Genomic DNA, 17,026 nt, shown 5'->3' on the forward strand with positions numbered 1-17,026 from the left:
CGCCAGCCAAAGCGCGTTATTGCGCAGCCATTTCATTGACGATCATGTCATAGGCGGCCTGCGCATCGACGCCGGTGCCGTTGACCTCATCAATCACCTTGGCGCGCACATCCACTGCAATCGCATTGAACTTTTCCAGATCCTCGGCAGAGGCTGTGTTGATCGCGTTGCCCTCGGTCCCTTCGGTGGCTTCCCGGCCAATCGCGTCAATCTCATCCCAGATCTTGCCGATCTCGCGGCTGAGCGGTTCGCCAAAGACGTTCTCTTCCAGCGCGGCCTGCAGGTCGGCGGGCAGATCGGCAAAGGTATCCTCGTTCATGATGAAAGCGAACGACCCGCGATACAGACCACCCGGAACCTCGTAAACGTTCTGCGCCACTTCCGTCAGCTTGAAGCCCTTGCGGGATTCAAAAGGCATGACCACGCCATCGGCCGCTTTCGAGGCCAGCGTTTCGTATACTTTCGGCGCAGGCACCTGAATACCGGTCGCCCCCAGCGCCGTGCCGACGTCACCGCCAACACCACCCGGAATACGAACCTTGAGGCCCGAGACCTCGTCCAGCGCGGTCACCGGGCTGCTGGAATGCAGCTGCGCCGGGCCATGGGTATGCAGGGCGATCACTTTCACACCGCGATGTTCATCCGCTGCCTTGAGGTGCTGGTCATAGGTGCGCCAATAGGCAACCGAGGCATCCTCGGCCGAGCCTTCATATCCGGGCAGTTCAATCATCTTGGTGGTGACGAACCGGCCCGGCTGATAGCCGTGGAAGATGATCGAGGCATCCGCCGCGCCGTCCATGATCAGGTCCATCTGCGCAGGCGGAGGGGCAAGACCCAGTTTCAATTCGGCAGTCACCTGACCATCAGTGGCCTCTTCAACCATCTCGACGAATTTCGGCCACATCTTGGCGTTGATGCCATGGGTCGGCGGGGCCCAGCTGGAAATGGTCAGCGTGTAATCCGCCGCCAACGCTACGGTGCCTGAAACGGCCAGCGCGGCCGAGGCCAAAAGCGTGCTCAACTTGGTAAGTTTCATGGTTCTGTCTCCTCCCTGTGAAACATGACTCGCAAATGCGTTAATGGTCGCTTTTGTAACCATCAACATGTTAAAGACCCTCAAGCCCTTCCGCGATGCGCCAAGACCCCGGACTTTCTGCAGCGACGGTTGCCATGGTTGCGCGGGTGACGTCCGGCCCGATCTCTTTGCAATAGGCCATCGGCCCACCGCGCCAGCGCGGAAAGCCGTATCCTTGGATTTGTACCATATCGACGGCCTCGGCGTTTTCCGCGATCCCCTCTTCGAGGATCAACGCCCCCTCATTGGCCAGCACGGCGAGTATACGCGAGGTGATCCCGTCATCCGAAAAAGCGCGGCGAGTAATGCCCTGCTGCGCGGAATAGGCTTCGATCAGCGCCTCAACCTCTGGATCGCGGATCGGCTCGCGCTTGCCATCTTCGTAGCGATACCACCCTTTTCCCGTGCGCTGGCCAAGCCGGTCCATTTCACACAGCTGGTCCGCGATGGTCACATAGCGTTCGCCCGGATCGCGGGTTGCAGCATTGCGCTTGCGATTGGCCCAGGCGATCTGAAGGCCGGTCAAGTCCTGCAACTCATACGGCCCCATGGGCATTCCAAGCGCCCGCATGGCCCGATCCACCTGATAGGGCAGCGCCCCGTCCGCCAGCAGATAATCGGCCTCGCGCCGGTAAGCGGCCAGCATGCGGTTGCCGATAAACCCGTCGCAAATGCCCGACAGAACCGAGATCTTGCGCAGCTTTTTACCCAGCGCAAACCCGGTTGCGATCACTTCGGCCGAGGTGTGCGGGGTCTTCACGATCTCCAACAGCTTCATGACATGGGCAGGGCTAAAGAAATGCAGACCAATGCAGCGAGACGGGTTTTTAATGCCCTCGAAGATCTCACGCGGGTCCAGATAGGACGTGTTGGTCGCCAGAATTGCGTCTTGGGGCATATGGCGGGCCAGTTCCGCGAATACCTGTTGCTTGACGGACTGGTCTTCGAATACCGCCTCGATCGCAAGTTCTGCATCGGCGGCCTCGGCGTACTTGTCCACGGCACGGAAGGCGGCAAGGCGATCCCGAAGCTGCACCTCGGTCATCTTACCCCGTTTGACGGCCCCCTGCAGCAAACCCTCGACCCGGTTGTGCGCCGTTGCCGCCGCAACCGAGTCCCGTTCGATCAAAGTGACCGACAGGCCACCGTTCAGGGCAGCGGTGGCAATTCCGGCCCCCATCAGCCCCCCGCCGACAACAGCGATCCGGCTTATGTCGCGCGCGGTTGCGCCTTTGATCACCGCGGGTTTCGCCACGCTGCGTTCCGCAAAAAAGGCGTGGCGCAGGGCACGGCTTTCTGCGCTTTGACGCAGGTCCAGATGGCGGGCACGCTCTTTCGGCTGTGCTGTTGCAAACGGCTCGGCAGACCATTCCAGCGCGGTCAGGTTCTCCAGCGGCGATTGCTGCCCTTTGGCGCGTTTCTTCAGGGTCTGGCGGCTGATGTCCAGCAGGTCGGGCGCAAAATCTGCCACGGGGCGCTGGCTGACAGGGATCGGACGTTCGGGCAGCTTGGCGATAAAATCGGGGATCGCGGCCTTGGGGTCCCCTGCGACAAGATCCACGCCCCCAAGTTCGGCCAAAGCCTCGGCTTTCAGTATTTTGCCAGAACAGGCCATGTCGATTGCAGCCTGCATCCCCACAAGACGCGGCAAGCGTTGCGTGCCCCCTGCGCCGGGGATCAGACCCACATTGACCTCGGGCAGACCAAAGCCTGTACCCGGCGCGGCAATCCGCCAGGCGCAGGCCATCGCAACCTCAAAACCGCCGCCCAGCACATTGCCGTGCATGCAGGCAATGAACGGCACCTGACTGTCTTCGATTTTCTGCACAACATCCGGCAAATGCGGCTCAACCGGCGGCGCATCGAATTCGGACATATCTCCGCCCGCGATAAAGGTTCTGCCTACGCAGCACAGCACCGCCACGCGCGCACCTTTGACCGCGTCAACCGCGCCGGACAGCCCCTGCCGCACCCCGGTCGAGGTTGCGTTCACCGGCGGGTTGTCAACCGTGACCCAGGCCACGTCCCCCCTGAAATCAACACGCACCAGCGACATGAGCTATTCCTTTGATCGGCCCGGAATCGGTTCGGGTTTATATATTGACCAACCGTTCGGTTAATGCAATGATTAAGTTGAAACGGGACCGGGCAGGACAGTCATGAGCGATACGATTCTTGTGCAAGACAACGGGAACTGGGTCGAAATAACCCTGAACCGTCCCGACAAGCTGAATGCGTTCAACGAAGAGATGCACTTTGCCTTGCAGGGCGCGATTAAATCTGCGCGCGACAGCGGGGCGAGGGCGATCCTGCTGACCGGAGCCGGGCGTGGCTTCTGTGCTGGTCAGGACCTCGGCGACCGCGACCCGTCGAAAATGGATGGCCCGCCCGATCTGGGCAAAACGGTCCGCAGTTTCTATGCGCCACTGGTCCGTTTAATACGGTCGATGGACTTTCCCGTGATCTGCGCCGTGAACGGCGTCGCCGCAGGCGCGGGCGCAAATCTGGCACTGGCCTGCGACATGGTTCTGGCCGGGGAAAGCGCGAAATTCATCCAAAGCTTCTCCAAAGTCGGGCTGATCCCGGATACCGGCGGCAGTTGGCACCTGCCCCGTCTTTTGGGTGAGGCTCGCGCCAAGGGTCTGGCGCTGACGGCGCAACCGCTTACCGCGAAACAGGCCGAAGACTGGGGGCTGATCTGGAAGGCGCTGCCCGATGACCAACTGATGGACGAGGCGCGCGCACTTGCCGCGCAACTCGCCAACGGCCCCACTCTTGGACTTGGCCTGACAAAACACTGCATTCAAACTGCGGCCACCACATCCCTGAGCGATCAGCTTGAGATCGAAGCAGATGCGATGAAAACCTGCGGTGAAAGCGCGGATTATGCCGAGGGTGTTTCCAGCTTTCTGGAAAAACGCGCACCGAATTTTCAAGGACGCTAAGGATGACCCCAAAGGAACGCGCCGAAAAATCCGCCGCCGCAATGTGGGCCAATGATGAGGCCAGCAAATGGTTCGGGATGGAGATCGCCGAGGTCGATGAAGGCCGCGCAGTCCTGACCCTGACCATCGCGCCCCATCACTGTAACGGGCACGGCATGTGCCACGGGGGCGTCACCCATGCGCTGGCCGACAGCGCCTTTGCCTTTGCCTGCAACAGCCGCAACACGGCAACCGTCGCGCAGCATACGACGATCAGCTTTCTCGCCCCCGGAAAAAAGGGCGACCAATTGACCGCGACCGCGACCGAAGTCACCGTTGCGGGCCGCAACGGTATCTACGACGTCCGCGTTACCAACCAGGACAACACTCTGATCGCCGAGTTTCGTGGCATGTCCCGCGCGATTGGTGGTCAGAATTTCGAAGAATAGCTTCGCGACCAGAGGAGGCACGCGATGGAAGACCTTTCCCCGAACCGGGCGGACCTGGACCCGATCGAGATCGCCTCGATCGACGAAATCCGCGCCACACAGCTTGAGCGCCTGAAATGGTCGGTACGCCACGCCTATGACAACGTTCCGATGTATCGGCAGCGCTTTGACGAGGCGGGCGTGCATCCTGACGATCTGCAACAGCTCTCCGATCTGGCGAAGTTTCCGTTTACCTACAAGAACGACCTGCGCGACAATTACCCGTTTGGCCTGTTCGCCGTCCCACGCAGCGAGATCATTCGCCTGCATGCCTCATCCGGCACGACGGGCAAACCGACCGTGGTGGGTTACACAAAATCCGACATCGACAATTGGGCCGATCTGGGCGCACGGTCCCTGCGCGCGTCGGGGCTGCGCAAGGGGGACATGGTGCACAATGCCTATGGCTATGGGCTGTTCACCGGCGGTCTTGGGGCCCACTACGGGATCGAACGGCTGGGCGCGACCGTGGTACCCATGTCAGGCGGGCAAACCGAAAAGCAGGTCAGCCTGATCCATGATTTCCGGCCCGACGGGATCATGGTGACGCCGTCCTACATGCTCAATATCCTCGAACAGTTCCACAAAGCGGGGCTGGACCCGCGCGAAAGCTCGCTGAAGGTGGGTGTATTCGGCGCAGAACCCTGGACGGACGCCATGCGGGCCGAGGTTGAGGCCGCCTTTGACATGCACGCGGTCGATATCTACGGCCTGTCCGAAATCATGGGTCCCGGTGTCGCCAATGAATGCGTTGAAACCAAGGATGGCCCGGTGATCTGGGAGGACCATTTCCTGCCCGAAATCATCAACCCCGAAACCGGCGAGGTCCTGCCCGACGGCGAAACCGGAGAACTGGTGTTCACGACCCTGACCAAGGAAGGTCTGCCGATGATCCGCTATCGCACACGTGACCTGACCTGCCTTTTGCCGGGCACGGCGCGGTCCATGCGCCGGATGGCCAAGATCACTGGGCGCAGCGACGACATGATGATCCTGCGCGGCGTCAATGTCTTCCCCAGCCAGATCGAGGAACAGGTGATGGCGACCGGCGGCCTTGCGCCCTACTACCAGATCGAACTCTATAAATCCGGTCGCATGGACGCCATGCGTGTCTTTGTCGAGGCGGCGCTGGATTCCACCGATGAGCTGTCCAAGACTGCCGCGGCGCGAATGCTGACCAAGCGGATCAAGGACGTCGTTGGCGTTTCCACGGAAATTGTTGTAGGTGACCCCGGCGACGTCGAACGCTCTCAGGGCAAGGCGAAGCGCGTCATCGACAATCGCGACAAGGAATAAGCCGTGGCCCGGACAATTGCCAAAGACCACGACCAGAAACGCAAGCAGATCCTGAAAATGGCGGCCAAAGTGTTTGCCGATCAGGGGTTTGACCGCGCCTCGATGACCTTGCTGGCCAAGGAATGCGGGATCTCAAAGGCCAACATCTATCATTACTACGACGGCAAGGATGCCATCCTGTATGACATCCTTGAAACCTATCTGCGGGAACTGCGCGACCGGATTTGCAACGTCGATCTGAACGGCTTGGACCCTGAGGAAAAGCTGCACAAGGCCGTGCGCGAGATCCTGTTTGCCTATCAGGGTGCGGATGACGAACACCGGGTCCAGATCAGCGGCATGAGTGCCCTGACCGATGATCAACAGAAGCGGCTACGCGGCTATCAGAAGGATTTGGTGAATTTCATGCGCGACATTCTGAGGGACCTGTCGCCTCAATCCTTTGGCGATGACAAGGACAAGCTGCGCGGGGCCACCATGTCTGTCTTTGGGATGCTGAACTGGTATTACATGTGGAATTCCGGCGCGGGGCCAAAAGCCCGCGAAGACTATGCCGATCTGGTCAGTTCCCTGACTTCGGACGGGGTTCGAAACCTGTAGTTTCGGTATTTCTTCCCTGTCGGGTTATGTTGGCCTGAAACAGAATTCCTGCGCCTGCGCCGTGACCGTCTGGCAATTGGACGGGCCATTCACCCGGGCACCACAACGATCCCGCAAAATTGATGCATTGTCCGAAATGACGCTTTTCAAGCCTGGGGGTCAAAGGTAAGGCTCGGGTTTATGACGGATTTGATCTCGCTTTACGACACCCGCATTGCCGAAGGCATTTTGACCCGCGACGACGCGCAAGAGGCTGTTCTGCCACATTTCGAACGGATCCGTGCCGCGCTGGCCGCACCAGTGAAACGCGGGTTGTTTCGCAAGGCGCCACCTGCACCGCAGGGATTGTACCTGTGGGGCGGCGTCGGGCGTGGCAAGTCCATGCTGATGGATATGTTCGTCGACAGTTTGCAGGACATCCCCGCGCGGCGCGTTCATTTCCATGCCTTCATGCAGGAAATTCATGCCGGGATGCACAAGGCGCGGCAGGACGGGGTTGAGGATGCGCTTGCCCCTGTCGCGCAAGCGGTCGTGAAATCCGTGCGTTTGCTGGCCTTTGATGAAATGCAGATCACCGATATCACCGACGCCATGATCGTCGGGCGGTTGTTCGATCTGCTGCATGAGGGCGGCGTTGTGGTCGTGACGACCTCGAACCGTCATCCGGATGATCTGTATAAGGACGGGCTGAACCGGCAGCTGTTCCTGCCGTTTATCGCTCATATCAAGGAACAGCTTCAGGTGTGGGAACTGGTCTCACCCACCGATTACCGCCAGAACCGGCTGGAAGGTGCGCCGGTCTATTTCACGCCGATTGGCCCCGAAGCCCGGCAGAGCATCCGCGCGGTCTGGAGCGATCTGGCCGGTGGTCCGGCCGATCCGCTGGTGTTGCAGGTCAAGGGGCGGGCGGTCGAGCTTCCGCAGTTCCGCAACGGGATCGCTCGGGCTTCGTTTTATGATCTTTGCGGACGGATGCTGGGCCCCGCGGACTATCTGGCCATTGCCGCCGAGGTGAAGGTTCTGGTGCTGGAAGACATCCCCCGCCTGTCGCGCAACAACTTCAATGAAGCCAAGCGCTTTGTCACGCTGATTGACGCCTTGTATGAGGCGAAGGTGCGGCTGATCTGTTCCGCTGCTGCCGAGCCCGAGATGCTGTATGTCGAGGGTGAAGGGACGTTTGAGTTTGAACGTACCGCCTCGCGCCTGAGAGAGATGCAGGCTGAGGATTGGGGGGCCTAGGGGGCTCTGCCCCCGCCGCCTTTGGCGGCTCCCCCGAGGTATTTTTAGCCAGATGAAGCCCTGCGGGCGGATCGCCTCAGCCGTTTTCGCGCAGGATATTGCCCGCAAGGTAGAGCGAGCCGCAGATCAGGATGCGGGCTTGCGGGTCTTGGGCCACGATGGAGTTGAGCGCATCTGCAACGCTGCTGGCTGTGGTGGCGGGCAGACTGACTTTCGTCGCAGCCGCAGCGGTGTCTTCGGCGCTGAGCGTGGCGGTTTCACCGGGGATCGACACGGCGGTCAGGGTTTCGGCCTGCGCCGCCAGCGGGGCGAGATAGCCGGTCACGTCTTTGGTGTTCAGCATGCCGCAGATCATGTGGGTCGGGCGTTTGGGCAGTTTGGCCAGCACATCCGCCAATGCAATGCCTGCGGCGGCGTTGTGCCCGCCATCCAGCCAAAGCTCGGCCTGTGGGGCGGCTTCGACCAACGGTCCGGTTTTCAGGCGCTGCATCCGGGCGGGCCATTCGGCCTTGGTCACCGCAGCCTCATAGGCATCGTCGCCCAGGTTCAGGTGCCGCAGAACTGCCAGCGCGGCGCCCGCGTTCTGGATCTGGTGCGCGCCCAGCAGATTGGGCAACGGCAGGTCGCGCAGGCCGGTTTCGTCCTGATAGATCAGGCGTCCGTTCTCCTCGGCCACGTGCCAGTGCTGGCCATGGGCAATCAGCGGCGCGCCGAGGCGGGCGGCGGTCTGTTCGATGACCTCCATCGCCTCATCGTCTTGCGGGCCGACGATGCAGGGCACACCACGCTTGATGATCCCGGCTTTCTCCGCCGCGATCTTCGCCAGCGTGTTACCCAGAAACTGTTCGTGGTCGATGGAGACCGGTGTGATCACCGTGACCGCGGGCTGTTCGATCACGTTGGTGGCGTCCAGTCGACCGCCCAAGCCGACCTCAAGCAGGGTATAGTCCGCCTGCGCGCGGGCAAAGGCCAGCAGGGCGGCGCAGGTTGTGATCTCGAAATAGGTGATGTTTTCGCCGCCATTGGCCGCGTAGCATTCATCAAGCACGGCCGTCAGATCGGGTTCCGAGATCAGTTCTCCGGCCAGACGGATGCGTTCGTGGAACCGTGCCAGATGCGGTGATGTGTAGGCATGCGCCGACAGCCCTGCCCCTTCGAGCCCCGCGCGGATCATCGCCTGGGTCGAGCCTTTGCCGTTGGTTCCGGCCACGTGGATCACCAGCGGCAGTTTGGTTTGTGGGTTATCCAGCGCGTCCAGCAGACGCCAGACGCGATCCAAGGTCAGGTCAATGATCTTGGGGTGCAGCGCCATCATCCGGTCGAGAATGGCGTCCGATGTCTGCGCGGTCATTTCTTGTCCGTATCCTCAGCCGGGGCATCAGCCGCCGGTGCTTCGGGGTCCGGTGCGGGCAGATCGCCCTTGATCGCGGGGGGCTGTTTCATCAGCATCCGGGTGATGGTGATCAGTTCCTCGCGCATCTCGGTGCGTTTGGTCACACGGTCCAGCATTCCGTGGTCCAGCAGGTATTCGGCGCGCTGGAAGCCTTCGGGCAGTTTTTCCCGGATCGTCTGTTCGATCACGCGCGGGCCGGCAAAGCAGATCAGGGCGTTGGGTTCCGAAATGTGCACATCGCCCAGCATCGCGTAAGACGCGGTTACGCCGCCCGTCGTCGGGTGCGTCAGCACGACGATATAGGGCAGGTTCGCCTCTTTCAGCATTTCGACCGCGACGGTGGTGCGCGGCATCTGCATCAGGCTCAGGATCCCCTCCTGCATCCGCGCGCCGCCAGCGGCTGAGAACAGGATCAGCGGGCGCTTCAGTTTCACCGCCTCTTGCGCGGCGGCGATGATGGCGTTGCCGACATACATGCCCATCGACCCGCCCATGAACGAGAAATCCTGTGCGGCGGCAATGATCGGCGTACGTCCGATTTCGCCCGAAGCCACCAGCATCGCCTCTTTCTCGCCCGTCCTTTTCTGCGCGGCTTTCATGCGATCGGGGTATTTTTTCTGATCGCGGAAGTGCAGCGGATCGTCTTTGGGTGCGGGCACGTCGACCTCGGTGAAGATACCGCCGTCGAACAGATGGGTGAACCGCTCACGCGGGGTGACCGCCATGTGGTGACCGCACTGGGTACAGACATTCTGGTTTTCCGCCAGCTCGCGGTGGAACAGCATCGTGCCGCATTCGTCGCACTTGTGCCACAGGTTTTCGGGCACCTCGCGGCGCGAGAAGATCGAGTTGATCCGGGGGCGGACGTAGTTTGTGATCCAGTTCATGTCGGAACCTTGCTTGTGCGGCGTTGACGTCAAATAAGACGCTACGGAAAGAAATGCAATCAGCGCCTGATGGCAAGCCGTGCTGTAAGCCAACCGACAAACATTGCGACGAAATCCACCAGCAGCCATTGTCGCAACATGCCGGTTTCGGACATGTCATAAGGCAGCAGGTACAGGGCCAGCCCGCTCAGCGTGTCGGGCAGCGAGATAAACAGCAGCGCAACCGCATTGTTGAAGAAGTGCAAGGCGATAGCCGGGCCCAGAGTGCCGGACCGGGCCGTCAGGTCAGCGGCCAGCAAGCCAAAGACACAAGACCAGACTGCCACGATCAGGGCGTTGTCACCGGCAAGACCCGGGGCGTAGTGACCGGCGGCGAACAGGGCCGATGGCACCCCCATCCAGATCAGCGGAGACCTGAACCGCGCGGCAAGCGATTGTTGCAGGTAGCCGCGAAACAGGATCTCTTCGGCGCTGGTCTGGATCAGTACAGCGCAGGCGGCGAAAGGCAGCACGATCAGCCAGACAGATAATGGCAAATTCGGCGTCAGTGGATCGCCCATGCCATAAGGCGGCAGGACAGCCATCGCAATTCCAAGCAGCACAAGGGCCACAAACACGCGCAAGAACTGATGAACGGCCAAACGTCGCGGCCCCAGAATCGCGCTGAGCGGGCGATGCTGCATCACCCGGGCTGCAACGGCTACGCCCAGGGTCAGAAAGCCAAAGCTGGCCAGCAAAAGAAGCGCACCGGATGTCGAGGTTCCCAACAAGAACCCCTCGACCTCGGACGGTGGGATCAGGCCCCCGATCAAGGCAAACAACACCGAGTTCAGTGCCAGATACAGCGCCATGACGATGACCAGCCCGGCCAGCAGCCGCCACAGCTCGGGCCGGTCACGGGCATCGCTGACCAGTTGCGCATGCGCGGAATAGGCCGTTGGCTCAGGCATCAGGGCCCGCACTTTCATCCTGAAGCGTCGTCGCAACTTCCGGGAAGATTTCCGATGGGTCCTTGGCGTTGTTGATACGCGTGGACAGCGTGGAAAGATAACCTGCCACAGTCTGCAACAGTTGCACGGCAACCCCGGCGTCGCTTTCGATCACGGCACGCAATTCTTCCGCGCCGATGCGCAGGAAGGTGCAATCCTCGGTGGCGGTCAGATCAAGCTGCCGTAGATCTCCGGTGATGATCGACAGGTCACCGATCAGACGACCAGGTTCGATGATCGAGATCGTGCGGCGGTTTCCATCCTCGTCGGACCAATCCAGATTGGCCTTGCCTTTGATGCACAGATACGCCGCATCCGGAACCTGCCCGCGCGAAAAGATCATCTGACCAGCGGCGACATCATACCATTGCGCCGAAAATGCCAGCAGGCGCTGGTTTCGCGCGTCGATGCCCGAGAACAGCTCGGTCGACGATATGATTTCAAGCTTACGGCTCAGATCGGCCGAGACGCTTTCTTCGTGCAGGGTCTGCGTGCGGGACACACCGTCAATCCGGCCATCCTTGATCTCGATGAACAGATCATAGGCTTCGGGATGGGCAAAGTGATCCTCCATGAAAATCATGATCGAGTCCGGCAGCAGCTCGCGCAGTTTCAGGCGGGTGCGCAGGCGGCTTTCCGAATCGTGGCTGGCCAGTGCTTTGTCGAGGATCAGAACATCGGGCCGCTTGATACCGGCGCGCGAAAACGCGGCGCGTTCCTGAAACACCGTTGGCAGGTTGTTCCCGCCCAGACCCGATGGCAGATCGTAGATAATGGCCGCCGCGCGGCGCCGCAGTCCGGCCTGGTTCATAGCCTCGGCCACAACGTCCTCGATCTCGCCCGCATGGACGCCGGCGGTCAGAGAGATCCGCCCGTAGAGCGCGTTTTCAAGAACCGGCAGCATAGGGATATAGATATCCGGCGACAGCGGCAGGAACATACCGTTCATCGAACTGCGCAATTGTTCGCCCTGCCCCTGCCGGATCGCAAGGATCTTGTCCTTGTATTCATCGGGGAAATCCGCGCCGATCTGCTCTGCGGTCAGAAGGAAAGGCACGGTCAGCAGCAAGGCGCTTTCTTCATCGCTCAGTTCACCGTCGCCTTTGCCCTTGCGGCGATCTTCGATGTCCAGCCAGCGGTGGTACATCTCTTTACTCATCCCCAGTCGCAGGAACAGCGGGTGATCGGTGCCGTCCCGGCCAAAGGTACGACTTAGTGTATCCAGAACCGCCTTCGAGATGCTCATCGCGTCGTCGGCCAGATCATGCGCCCTGAGCATGGACAGGAAATGCCCGTCACTGGCCAGACTTTCGGGCGAGATATGACGTGTGGGGGTGGCATACAGCAGGTTGCCGCCCAGCGGGACAGCCGGGTTAAAGCGGTTGGGATCGAACCGATAGACATATTTGTCCAACCCCTTTTCGCGCAGACGTTCGGCAATGGTGTCCCGCAAATTGACGATTTCCTGCGCCAGAACGGGATGCAGCTTAGGATCAAAGCGCGACCCCAGCGTCCGGCGGAACATGAATTCGTCAATGCCCATCGCCTCGACCAGCTCGAACCACCAATTGCGGATATCGTCGATATTCTCCAACCCCGCGAGACCCGGATCGATCCATTCATCGCTGAGCGAATCCGTAGGGTTGCCCGAGCGCGCGGATTCGATCTGTCGCCGCGTCGGGGCCTTCTTGTCGTCGCTTTCAGGCTGGGGATGCGTTCGCAGGGGCATCATAAGGTTGTCGCCCAGCGTTCCGTCAAACAGATAAGGGCGCGAATAGGCATATCCGATGCGCGCCGCGATAACCGACTGATGCAATTCGCGCAAATCGTACCCGGCCATGATCACGTCACCCTGAACCGGCAGAATCTCGCGCGTCAGCAGCTGACCCAAAGCGCTGCGCTCGGACGCGTGGGTGGACTGGATTGCCACGCGCGCGCCGTTGGGGATGACAAGATCAAGGTCCTCAAGGATGGTTTTACCATCACCATCCCGCACCGTTACGTTCCGCAACTCGATATCGCCATTCAGATGCGGGATCGTCTCGGGTTCGCCGTCAAACAAATGCTCGGGGATCATGTTGTCCGGCGCAAATCGCTCGGTCACGATTTCCCAGCGCAGCGACATGTCCTGCACCTGATTGTAATAGGTCAGAAGATCCTTCCACGGGCCGCTCAGATCCTTGTACGCCCCAAGGGCCGCGACCAGAGCGCCCACCGTGATCTCGCCCTTGATCGCCAGATAGCCGCCGACGGAATAAAACAGAAACGGCGTCATCTGAGTGATCAGATTGTTGAGGAACTTCATGAAGAACTTTTTGTTGTAGATCTTGAACCGGATCTCGAACAGGTTCCCCAGCCGATGGCTGAATTGCGCCAGACGATAGCGCCAACCGCCATTGGTGCGCAGATCGCTGATCCCTGCCGCACTTTCTCCGATCTCGGAACTCAGATGCCGGACCTCCTGAATGCGGTCCTTGTTCAGCAGGTTGATCTGGCGCTGCAGCTTGGGGATCAGCCAGGCCTGCAACGGGATCAGGGCGATACTGGCCAGCCCGAACCAGACGCTTTGCATGAACAGGAAGGTGACGATGGTCATCATCTGCCCGAACTGGAATACCGGCTGCGCAATGGCGTCGCCCATCAACCCGCCCATCGGCTCGGCCTCGGACGTGATCATCGAGACCAGCTCACCCTGGCTTGTCGTCGCAAAGTAGGATTTTGGAAAACGCATGGATCGGTTGATCAGCGTGAACCGCAACCGGCGCAGCATCCGCTCGGCCAGAACGCCCTTCATCGTGTTGATGCGCATTTTCATCAGCCCGCTGGCGATCACGGTGGCCAGAAAGGCGCAACACAGGATCAGCAGGTAATGGACCTGTGTGAAGGTGATCCCCAACAGGGTCACCGTATCCCCCGGCGCCCCAATGGCGTCGTTGATGATCTGCTTGGGCAATTCCAGCGAGGCATACAGGAACGGAAATGACAGAACGGTCAGAACCAGCAGCACAAGTTGCTGTTTCTTCGAGTATTTCCAAATAAACGAAAACAGAGTGGGTTCCATGCACTGGCCTTGTCTGTAATGAAATTGTTGCGCCGAGGTTCCTAAGAAAGACCCACTTTAAGTCAGGTGGCAGACGGTAAGCACTGGCCCCGCGTAATACAAGAACGCTTGGGGTGTTTCTTGGCACGAAATCGGGGCCTGCGGGGGTACGTCTTCAGAATTGGTGAATATTCGCCCCCTACTGTGCCATTCCGGGTTTGTCCCGCACCGCGTCTTTGACTAAAGAGGTACAACTTCGGACGATGGGACCATGGGCAGGATTCTGGATCGCTATATTCATCGACGGGCCATGCAGCGTTGGCGCACCGCCGCGCAGCAGGCGCAGGATGTGCCGCAGTCCAAGCTGCGGCTTCAGCGCGATCAGGCCCGCGGGCTGCGGGCCCATCTGAACAGGCTGATCCATATTGCCGATGGGCGTCTTATCCGTCCCCAGATTGGCTCGGTTCAGTTTCCCAAACCCGTCGGCACCGACTGGTCCTGGCGGCCAGACCTGTGGCGCGGACCTCTGCCCCGACCGGGTGTGGCCTCGGCCCCGCGCAAGGCCGGGATTGACGGTCAGGTCACCCTGTTCCACGACTGTCCACAATCCGAGATCGCGGTGCGGCAGGTCCGAAACCGGGGCGAGGATGATCTGGCCCCGTTTAGCCTGGCGGTTGAGGCGTTCAGCTTCGAGGGCTCATTCCTGTCACTGTCCGTCGAACTGCCGCCCGAGGCTGCGCGGGATCTGACCAAACAACATCTGATGCGTGTCGATACGTTGATTGACAGCGAACAGAACTCGGGCGTTTTTGCACGCCTCAACATCCAGCACGGGCCAAACACCGAACAGGTGCTGCGGCAGATGGATTTATCCGTATCCCCCGTTGCGGTGGATTTCGATCTGGCGCATCTGCCGCTGAACGAGCGGCGGATCGAAAAGATCTGGCTGGACCTGATCTTTGAAAACCCGCGCATGAACCGCATCGTTCTGCGCGATCTGACCTTCTGCCGCCGCCACCGCGCCGATTTGTGAGACGCCAGGACATGACACAGCCCAGCTTGACCCCATCCAGCTTTGAAAACGGCATCTGGCAAGGCCATCTTGAAGCAGACACGCAGCCTCAGATCGAGGCCCGCTATCTGGGCGAAACCCTGTCTGAGGTCGAGGTCTCATCCGCCGATGGCGGTTGGACCGTCACAGTACCCGTTCCCGTTGCCGCCCTGTCCGAAGGCGTTCATAGCTTTGTCATCATCGACACGGCCAACACGCAAAAGCTGGGCGGTTTCACCATAATCGCGGGCGAGCCCGCCGCCGATGATCTGCGCGCCGAGGTCGAGCTGTTGCGCGCCGAACTGGAGATGCTCAAACGCGCCTTCCGCCGGATTTGCCGGGACGACGCCTGAGCGCCTCGGGCCGGTTTCCCTATCTTTTCAGCCCTTTTCATGCATCATTGACCCATCGGGGTCGAAAAAGGTGCGGATATGGAGCGGAGCAGCATCATAAAAGTCATCGCTTTGATGGTGACCGCCTTCGGCATCGGGATCGACTTTACCGGCGCCCTGATGCTGGTCCCGGCAATCGAGAACAGCTTTGACACCGATATCACCAGCACCCAATGGGTCCTGAATATCTATGCGCTGTTCTTTGCCATGACCATGGTGGCCGGGGGCCGCCTTGGCGATATGTACGGCCACCGCAAGATCATGATCATCGGCCTGACGATCTTTCTGTTTTCGTCGGTGATGTGTTTTGTGGCCCCCAGCCTCGATTTCCTGATCGGCGCGCGGGCGCTGCAAGGGATCGGCGCGGGCTGCGTCTGGCCCTGCACGCTGGCTTTCGGGGCCACCAAAGTCTCGCGCGAAAAACACCGCGCGCTGGTGATGGGCCTGATCCTGGCGGGTGTCACCTCGGGCAACGTCTTTGGTCCGATGATCAGCGGGCTTGCCGTAAACCTGGGCGAGTGGCGCTATTTCTTCCTGGCGAATGTGATCTTTTCCTGCATCTCGATGGCCACCGCGCTGATCCTGATGGAACGCGAGACCCAGCACAAGCAGGGCGAGCATATCGATTTCGCCGGTATGGGCCTGTTGTCCCTGGCCGTGCTGCTGCTGCTGTACGGGCTTGATGTCGGCGCGGATTGGGGCTGGACTTCGGTCCCGCTGCTGCTTTTGTTCTTTGTCAGTGCGGTTCTGTTTTTCCTGTTCCCAAAGGTCGAGAAACGCGTGAAGGAACCGCTGCTGCTGCCGCAGATGATGCAGAACAAACAGTTCCGGATCACACTGGGGCTGAACATGTTCAACGTCTCCGCTGCTTTTGTCGCCCTGCTGTATTTCCCGCAATACATGCAAAAGGTGCTGGGCTGGTCGACCTTCGCCTCGGCTTTGGGGCTGGCACCGCTGACCGTTCTGCTGGCCGTTGGCTCGATCGTGTCGGGGACGCTTTACAATGATTTCGGGCCCAAGCGGCTATTGTTCTGGGGGTACATGCTGGCCACCATAGGCTCGGCCAGCATCGTGCTTCTGCCCGGCGGGTTGGGGTATTTCCAGATCCTGCCCGGCATGGCGATGATCGGGCTAGGGGCAACGCTGACGGTTGGCCCGTCGGGCACCGCGGCAGTCTGTGCGGTCAAGCCCGAACGCGCCGGTCTGGTCGGCGGGCTGAGTTTCATGACCCACCTTGTCTACGGAGCGATCTCCGTCGCCTGCGCCACCGCGATCATGTATGTGGTGTCCCTGTCCAGCCTGCGCGACAAACTGGCCGCCGCCAAGATCACCCTGTCCGATACCGATCTGCGCGCCATCAACGGCGGCACACTCGATACAAACTCGGCCCGCGCGGTTTTGGCCAAGCTTGATGCGGATCAGCTCGAAGCGGTCAAATCCGCCCTTTCAGCGGCCTTCAACAGCGGCATGAGCATGGCCTTTGTCTTTTCCACCATCTCGGTCTCGGTCGGTATTCTTCTGGCGCTGAGGCTGGACGAAAGAAAACTGCATAAGATCGAGGGGTAACTGACGGCTGCGCCTTGCGACAAGCCTCTTAGCAGAAGTGTTGTAACGCCAGACACAAAACGCAGTGCAACAGATTTTGAAAATAT

The 17,026-nt window shown here is 60.3% G+C and carries 14 protein-coding genes; 8 read left to right on the plus strand and 6 right to left on the minus strand.

What is annotated here, in order from left to right; genetic code table 11:
• Positions 1 to 16: 16 nt before the first annotated feature.
• Entirely contained in the window at positions 17 to 1,036 is a 1,020-nt protein-coding gene (locus ACR0E6_RS15115; RefSeq protein ID WP_170453887.1) for a TRAP transporter substrate-binding protein, read from the minus strand.
• A gap of 70 nt (positions 1,037 to 1,106) precedes the next feature.
• Positions 1,107 to 3,131, minus strand: a complete 2,025-nt coding sequence (locus ACR0E6_RS15120) for an FAD-dependent oxidoreductase (protein WP_480584817.1) — start codon at positions 3,129 to 3,131, stop codon at positions 1,107 to 1,109.
• A 103-nt stretch (positions 3,132 to 3,234) separates the two neighbouring features.
• Between ACR0E6_RS15120 and paaG the strand changes: the two genes are divergently transcribed.
• From paaG to zapE, 5 genes are all read left to right on the plus strand, one after another.
• Entirely contained in the window at positions 3,235 to 4,020 is a 786-nt protein-coding gene (gene paaG, locus ACR0E6_RS15125; RefSeq protein ID WP_480584820.1) for a 2-(1,2-epoxy-1,2-dihydrophenyl)acetyl-CoA isomerase PaaG, read from the plus strand.
• 2 nt (positions 4,021 to 4,022) lie between these two features.
• The gene (paaI, locus tag ACR0E6_RS15130) at positions 4,023 to 4,448 is read left to right on the plus strand and encodes a hydroxyphenylacetyl-CoA thioesterase PaaI (protein ID WP_170453890.1); all 426 of its coding nucleotides are present in this window, start codon (positions 4,023 to 4,025) and stop codon (positions 4,446 to 4,448) included.
• Between the two features lie 24 nt (positions 4,449 to 4,472).
• A complete protein-coding gene (paaK, locus tag ACR0E6_RS15135) occupies positions 4,473 to 5,783 on the plus strand; it encodes a phenylacetate--CoA ligase PaaK (protein ID WP_170736007.1) in 1,311 nt (436 codons plus the stop codon).
• A 3-nt stretch (positions 5,784 to 5,786) separates the two neighbouring features.
• Positions 5,787 to 6,383: a TetR/AcrR family transcriptional regulator gene (locus tag ACR0E6_RS15140; protein ID WP_480584824.1), complete on the plus strand. Its 597-nt coding sequence runs from the start codon at positions 5,787 to 5,789 to the stop codon at positions 6,381 to 6,383.
• A gap of 180 nt (positions 6,384 to 6,563) precedes the next feature.
• Positions 6,564 to 7,622: a cell division protein ZapE gene (zapE, locus tag ACR0E6_RS15145; protein WP_170632501.1), complete on the plus strand. Its 1,059-nt coding sequence runs from the start codon at positions 6,564 to 6,566 to the stop codon at positions 7,620 to 7,622.
• 76 nt (positions 7,623 to 7,698) lie between these two features.
• On the opposite strand, the gene ACR0E6_RS15150 is transcribed toward zapE, so the two are convergent.
• The 4 genes from ACR0E6_RS15150 to ACR0E6_RS15165 are packed head-to-tail and all read right to left on the minus strand — an operon-like array spanning position 7,699 to position 13,952.
• Positions 7,699 to 8,973, minus strand: coding sequence for a bifunctional folylpolyglutamate synthase/dihydrofolate synthase (locus ACR0E6_RS15150; protein ID WP_480584827.1), 1,275 nt, complete (start codon positions 8,971 to 8,973; stop codon positions 7,699 to 7,701).
• Entirely contained in the window at positions 8,970 to 9,902 is a 933-nt protein-coding gene (gene accD / locus ACR0E6_RS15155; protein ID WP_480584830.1) for an acetyl-CoA carboxylase, carboxyltransferase subunit beta, read from the minus strand. The genes ACR0E6_RS15150 and accD overlap by 4 nt, the downstream gene beginning before the upstream one ends.
• A 59-nt stretch (positions 9,903 to 9,961) precedes the next feature.
• Positions 9,962 to 10,852, minus strand: coding sequence for a CPBP family intramembrane glutamic endopeptidase (locus ACR0E6_RS15160; RefSeq protein WP_480584833.1), 891 nt, complete (start codon positions 10,850 to 10,852; stop codon positions 9,962 to 9,964).
• The gene (locus ACR0E6_RS15165) at positions 10,845 to 13,952 is read right to left on the minus strand and encodes an ABC transporter transmembrane domain-containing protein (protein ID WP_480584837.1); all 3,108 of its coding nucleotides are present in this window, start codon (positions 13,950 to 13,952) and stop codon (positions 10,845 to 10,847) included. Before ACR0E6_RS15165 ends, ACR0E6_RS15160 begins: the two co-directional genes overlap by 8 nt.
• Positions 13,953 to 14,202: 250 nt before the next feature.
• Between ACR0E6_RS15165 and ACR0E6_RS15170 the strand changes: the two genes are divergently transcribed.
• From ACR0E6_RS15170 to ACR0E6_RS15180, 3 genes are all read left to right on the plus strand, one after another.
• Complete coding sequence (locus ACR0E6_RS15170; protein ID WP_480584839.1) at positions 14,203 to 14,964, plus strand: DUF6478 family protein; 762 nt, start codon at positions 14,203 to 14,205, stop codon at positions 14,962 to 14,964.
• 11 nt (positions 14,965 to 14,975) lie between these two features.
• Positions 14,976 to 15,335, plus strand: a complete 360-nt coding sequence (locus ACR0E6_RS15175) for an Ig-like domain-containing protein (protein ID WP_480584842.1) — start codon at positions 14,976 to 14,978, stop codon at positions 15,333 to 15,335.
• A gap of 78 nt (positions 15,336 to 15,413) precedes the next feature.
• A complete protein-coding gene (locus ACR0E6_RS15180; protein ID WP_480584845.1) occupies positions 15,414 to 16,940 on the plus strand; it encodes an MFS transporter in 1,527 nt (508 codons plus the stop codon).
• Positions 16,941 to 17,026 lie beyond the last annotated feature (86 nt).

The sequence above is a fragment of the Ruegeria sp. AP12 genome, assembly GCF_056540025.1.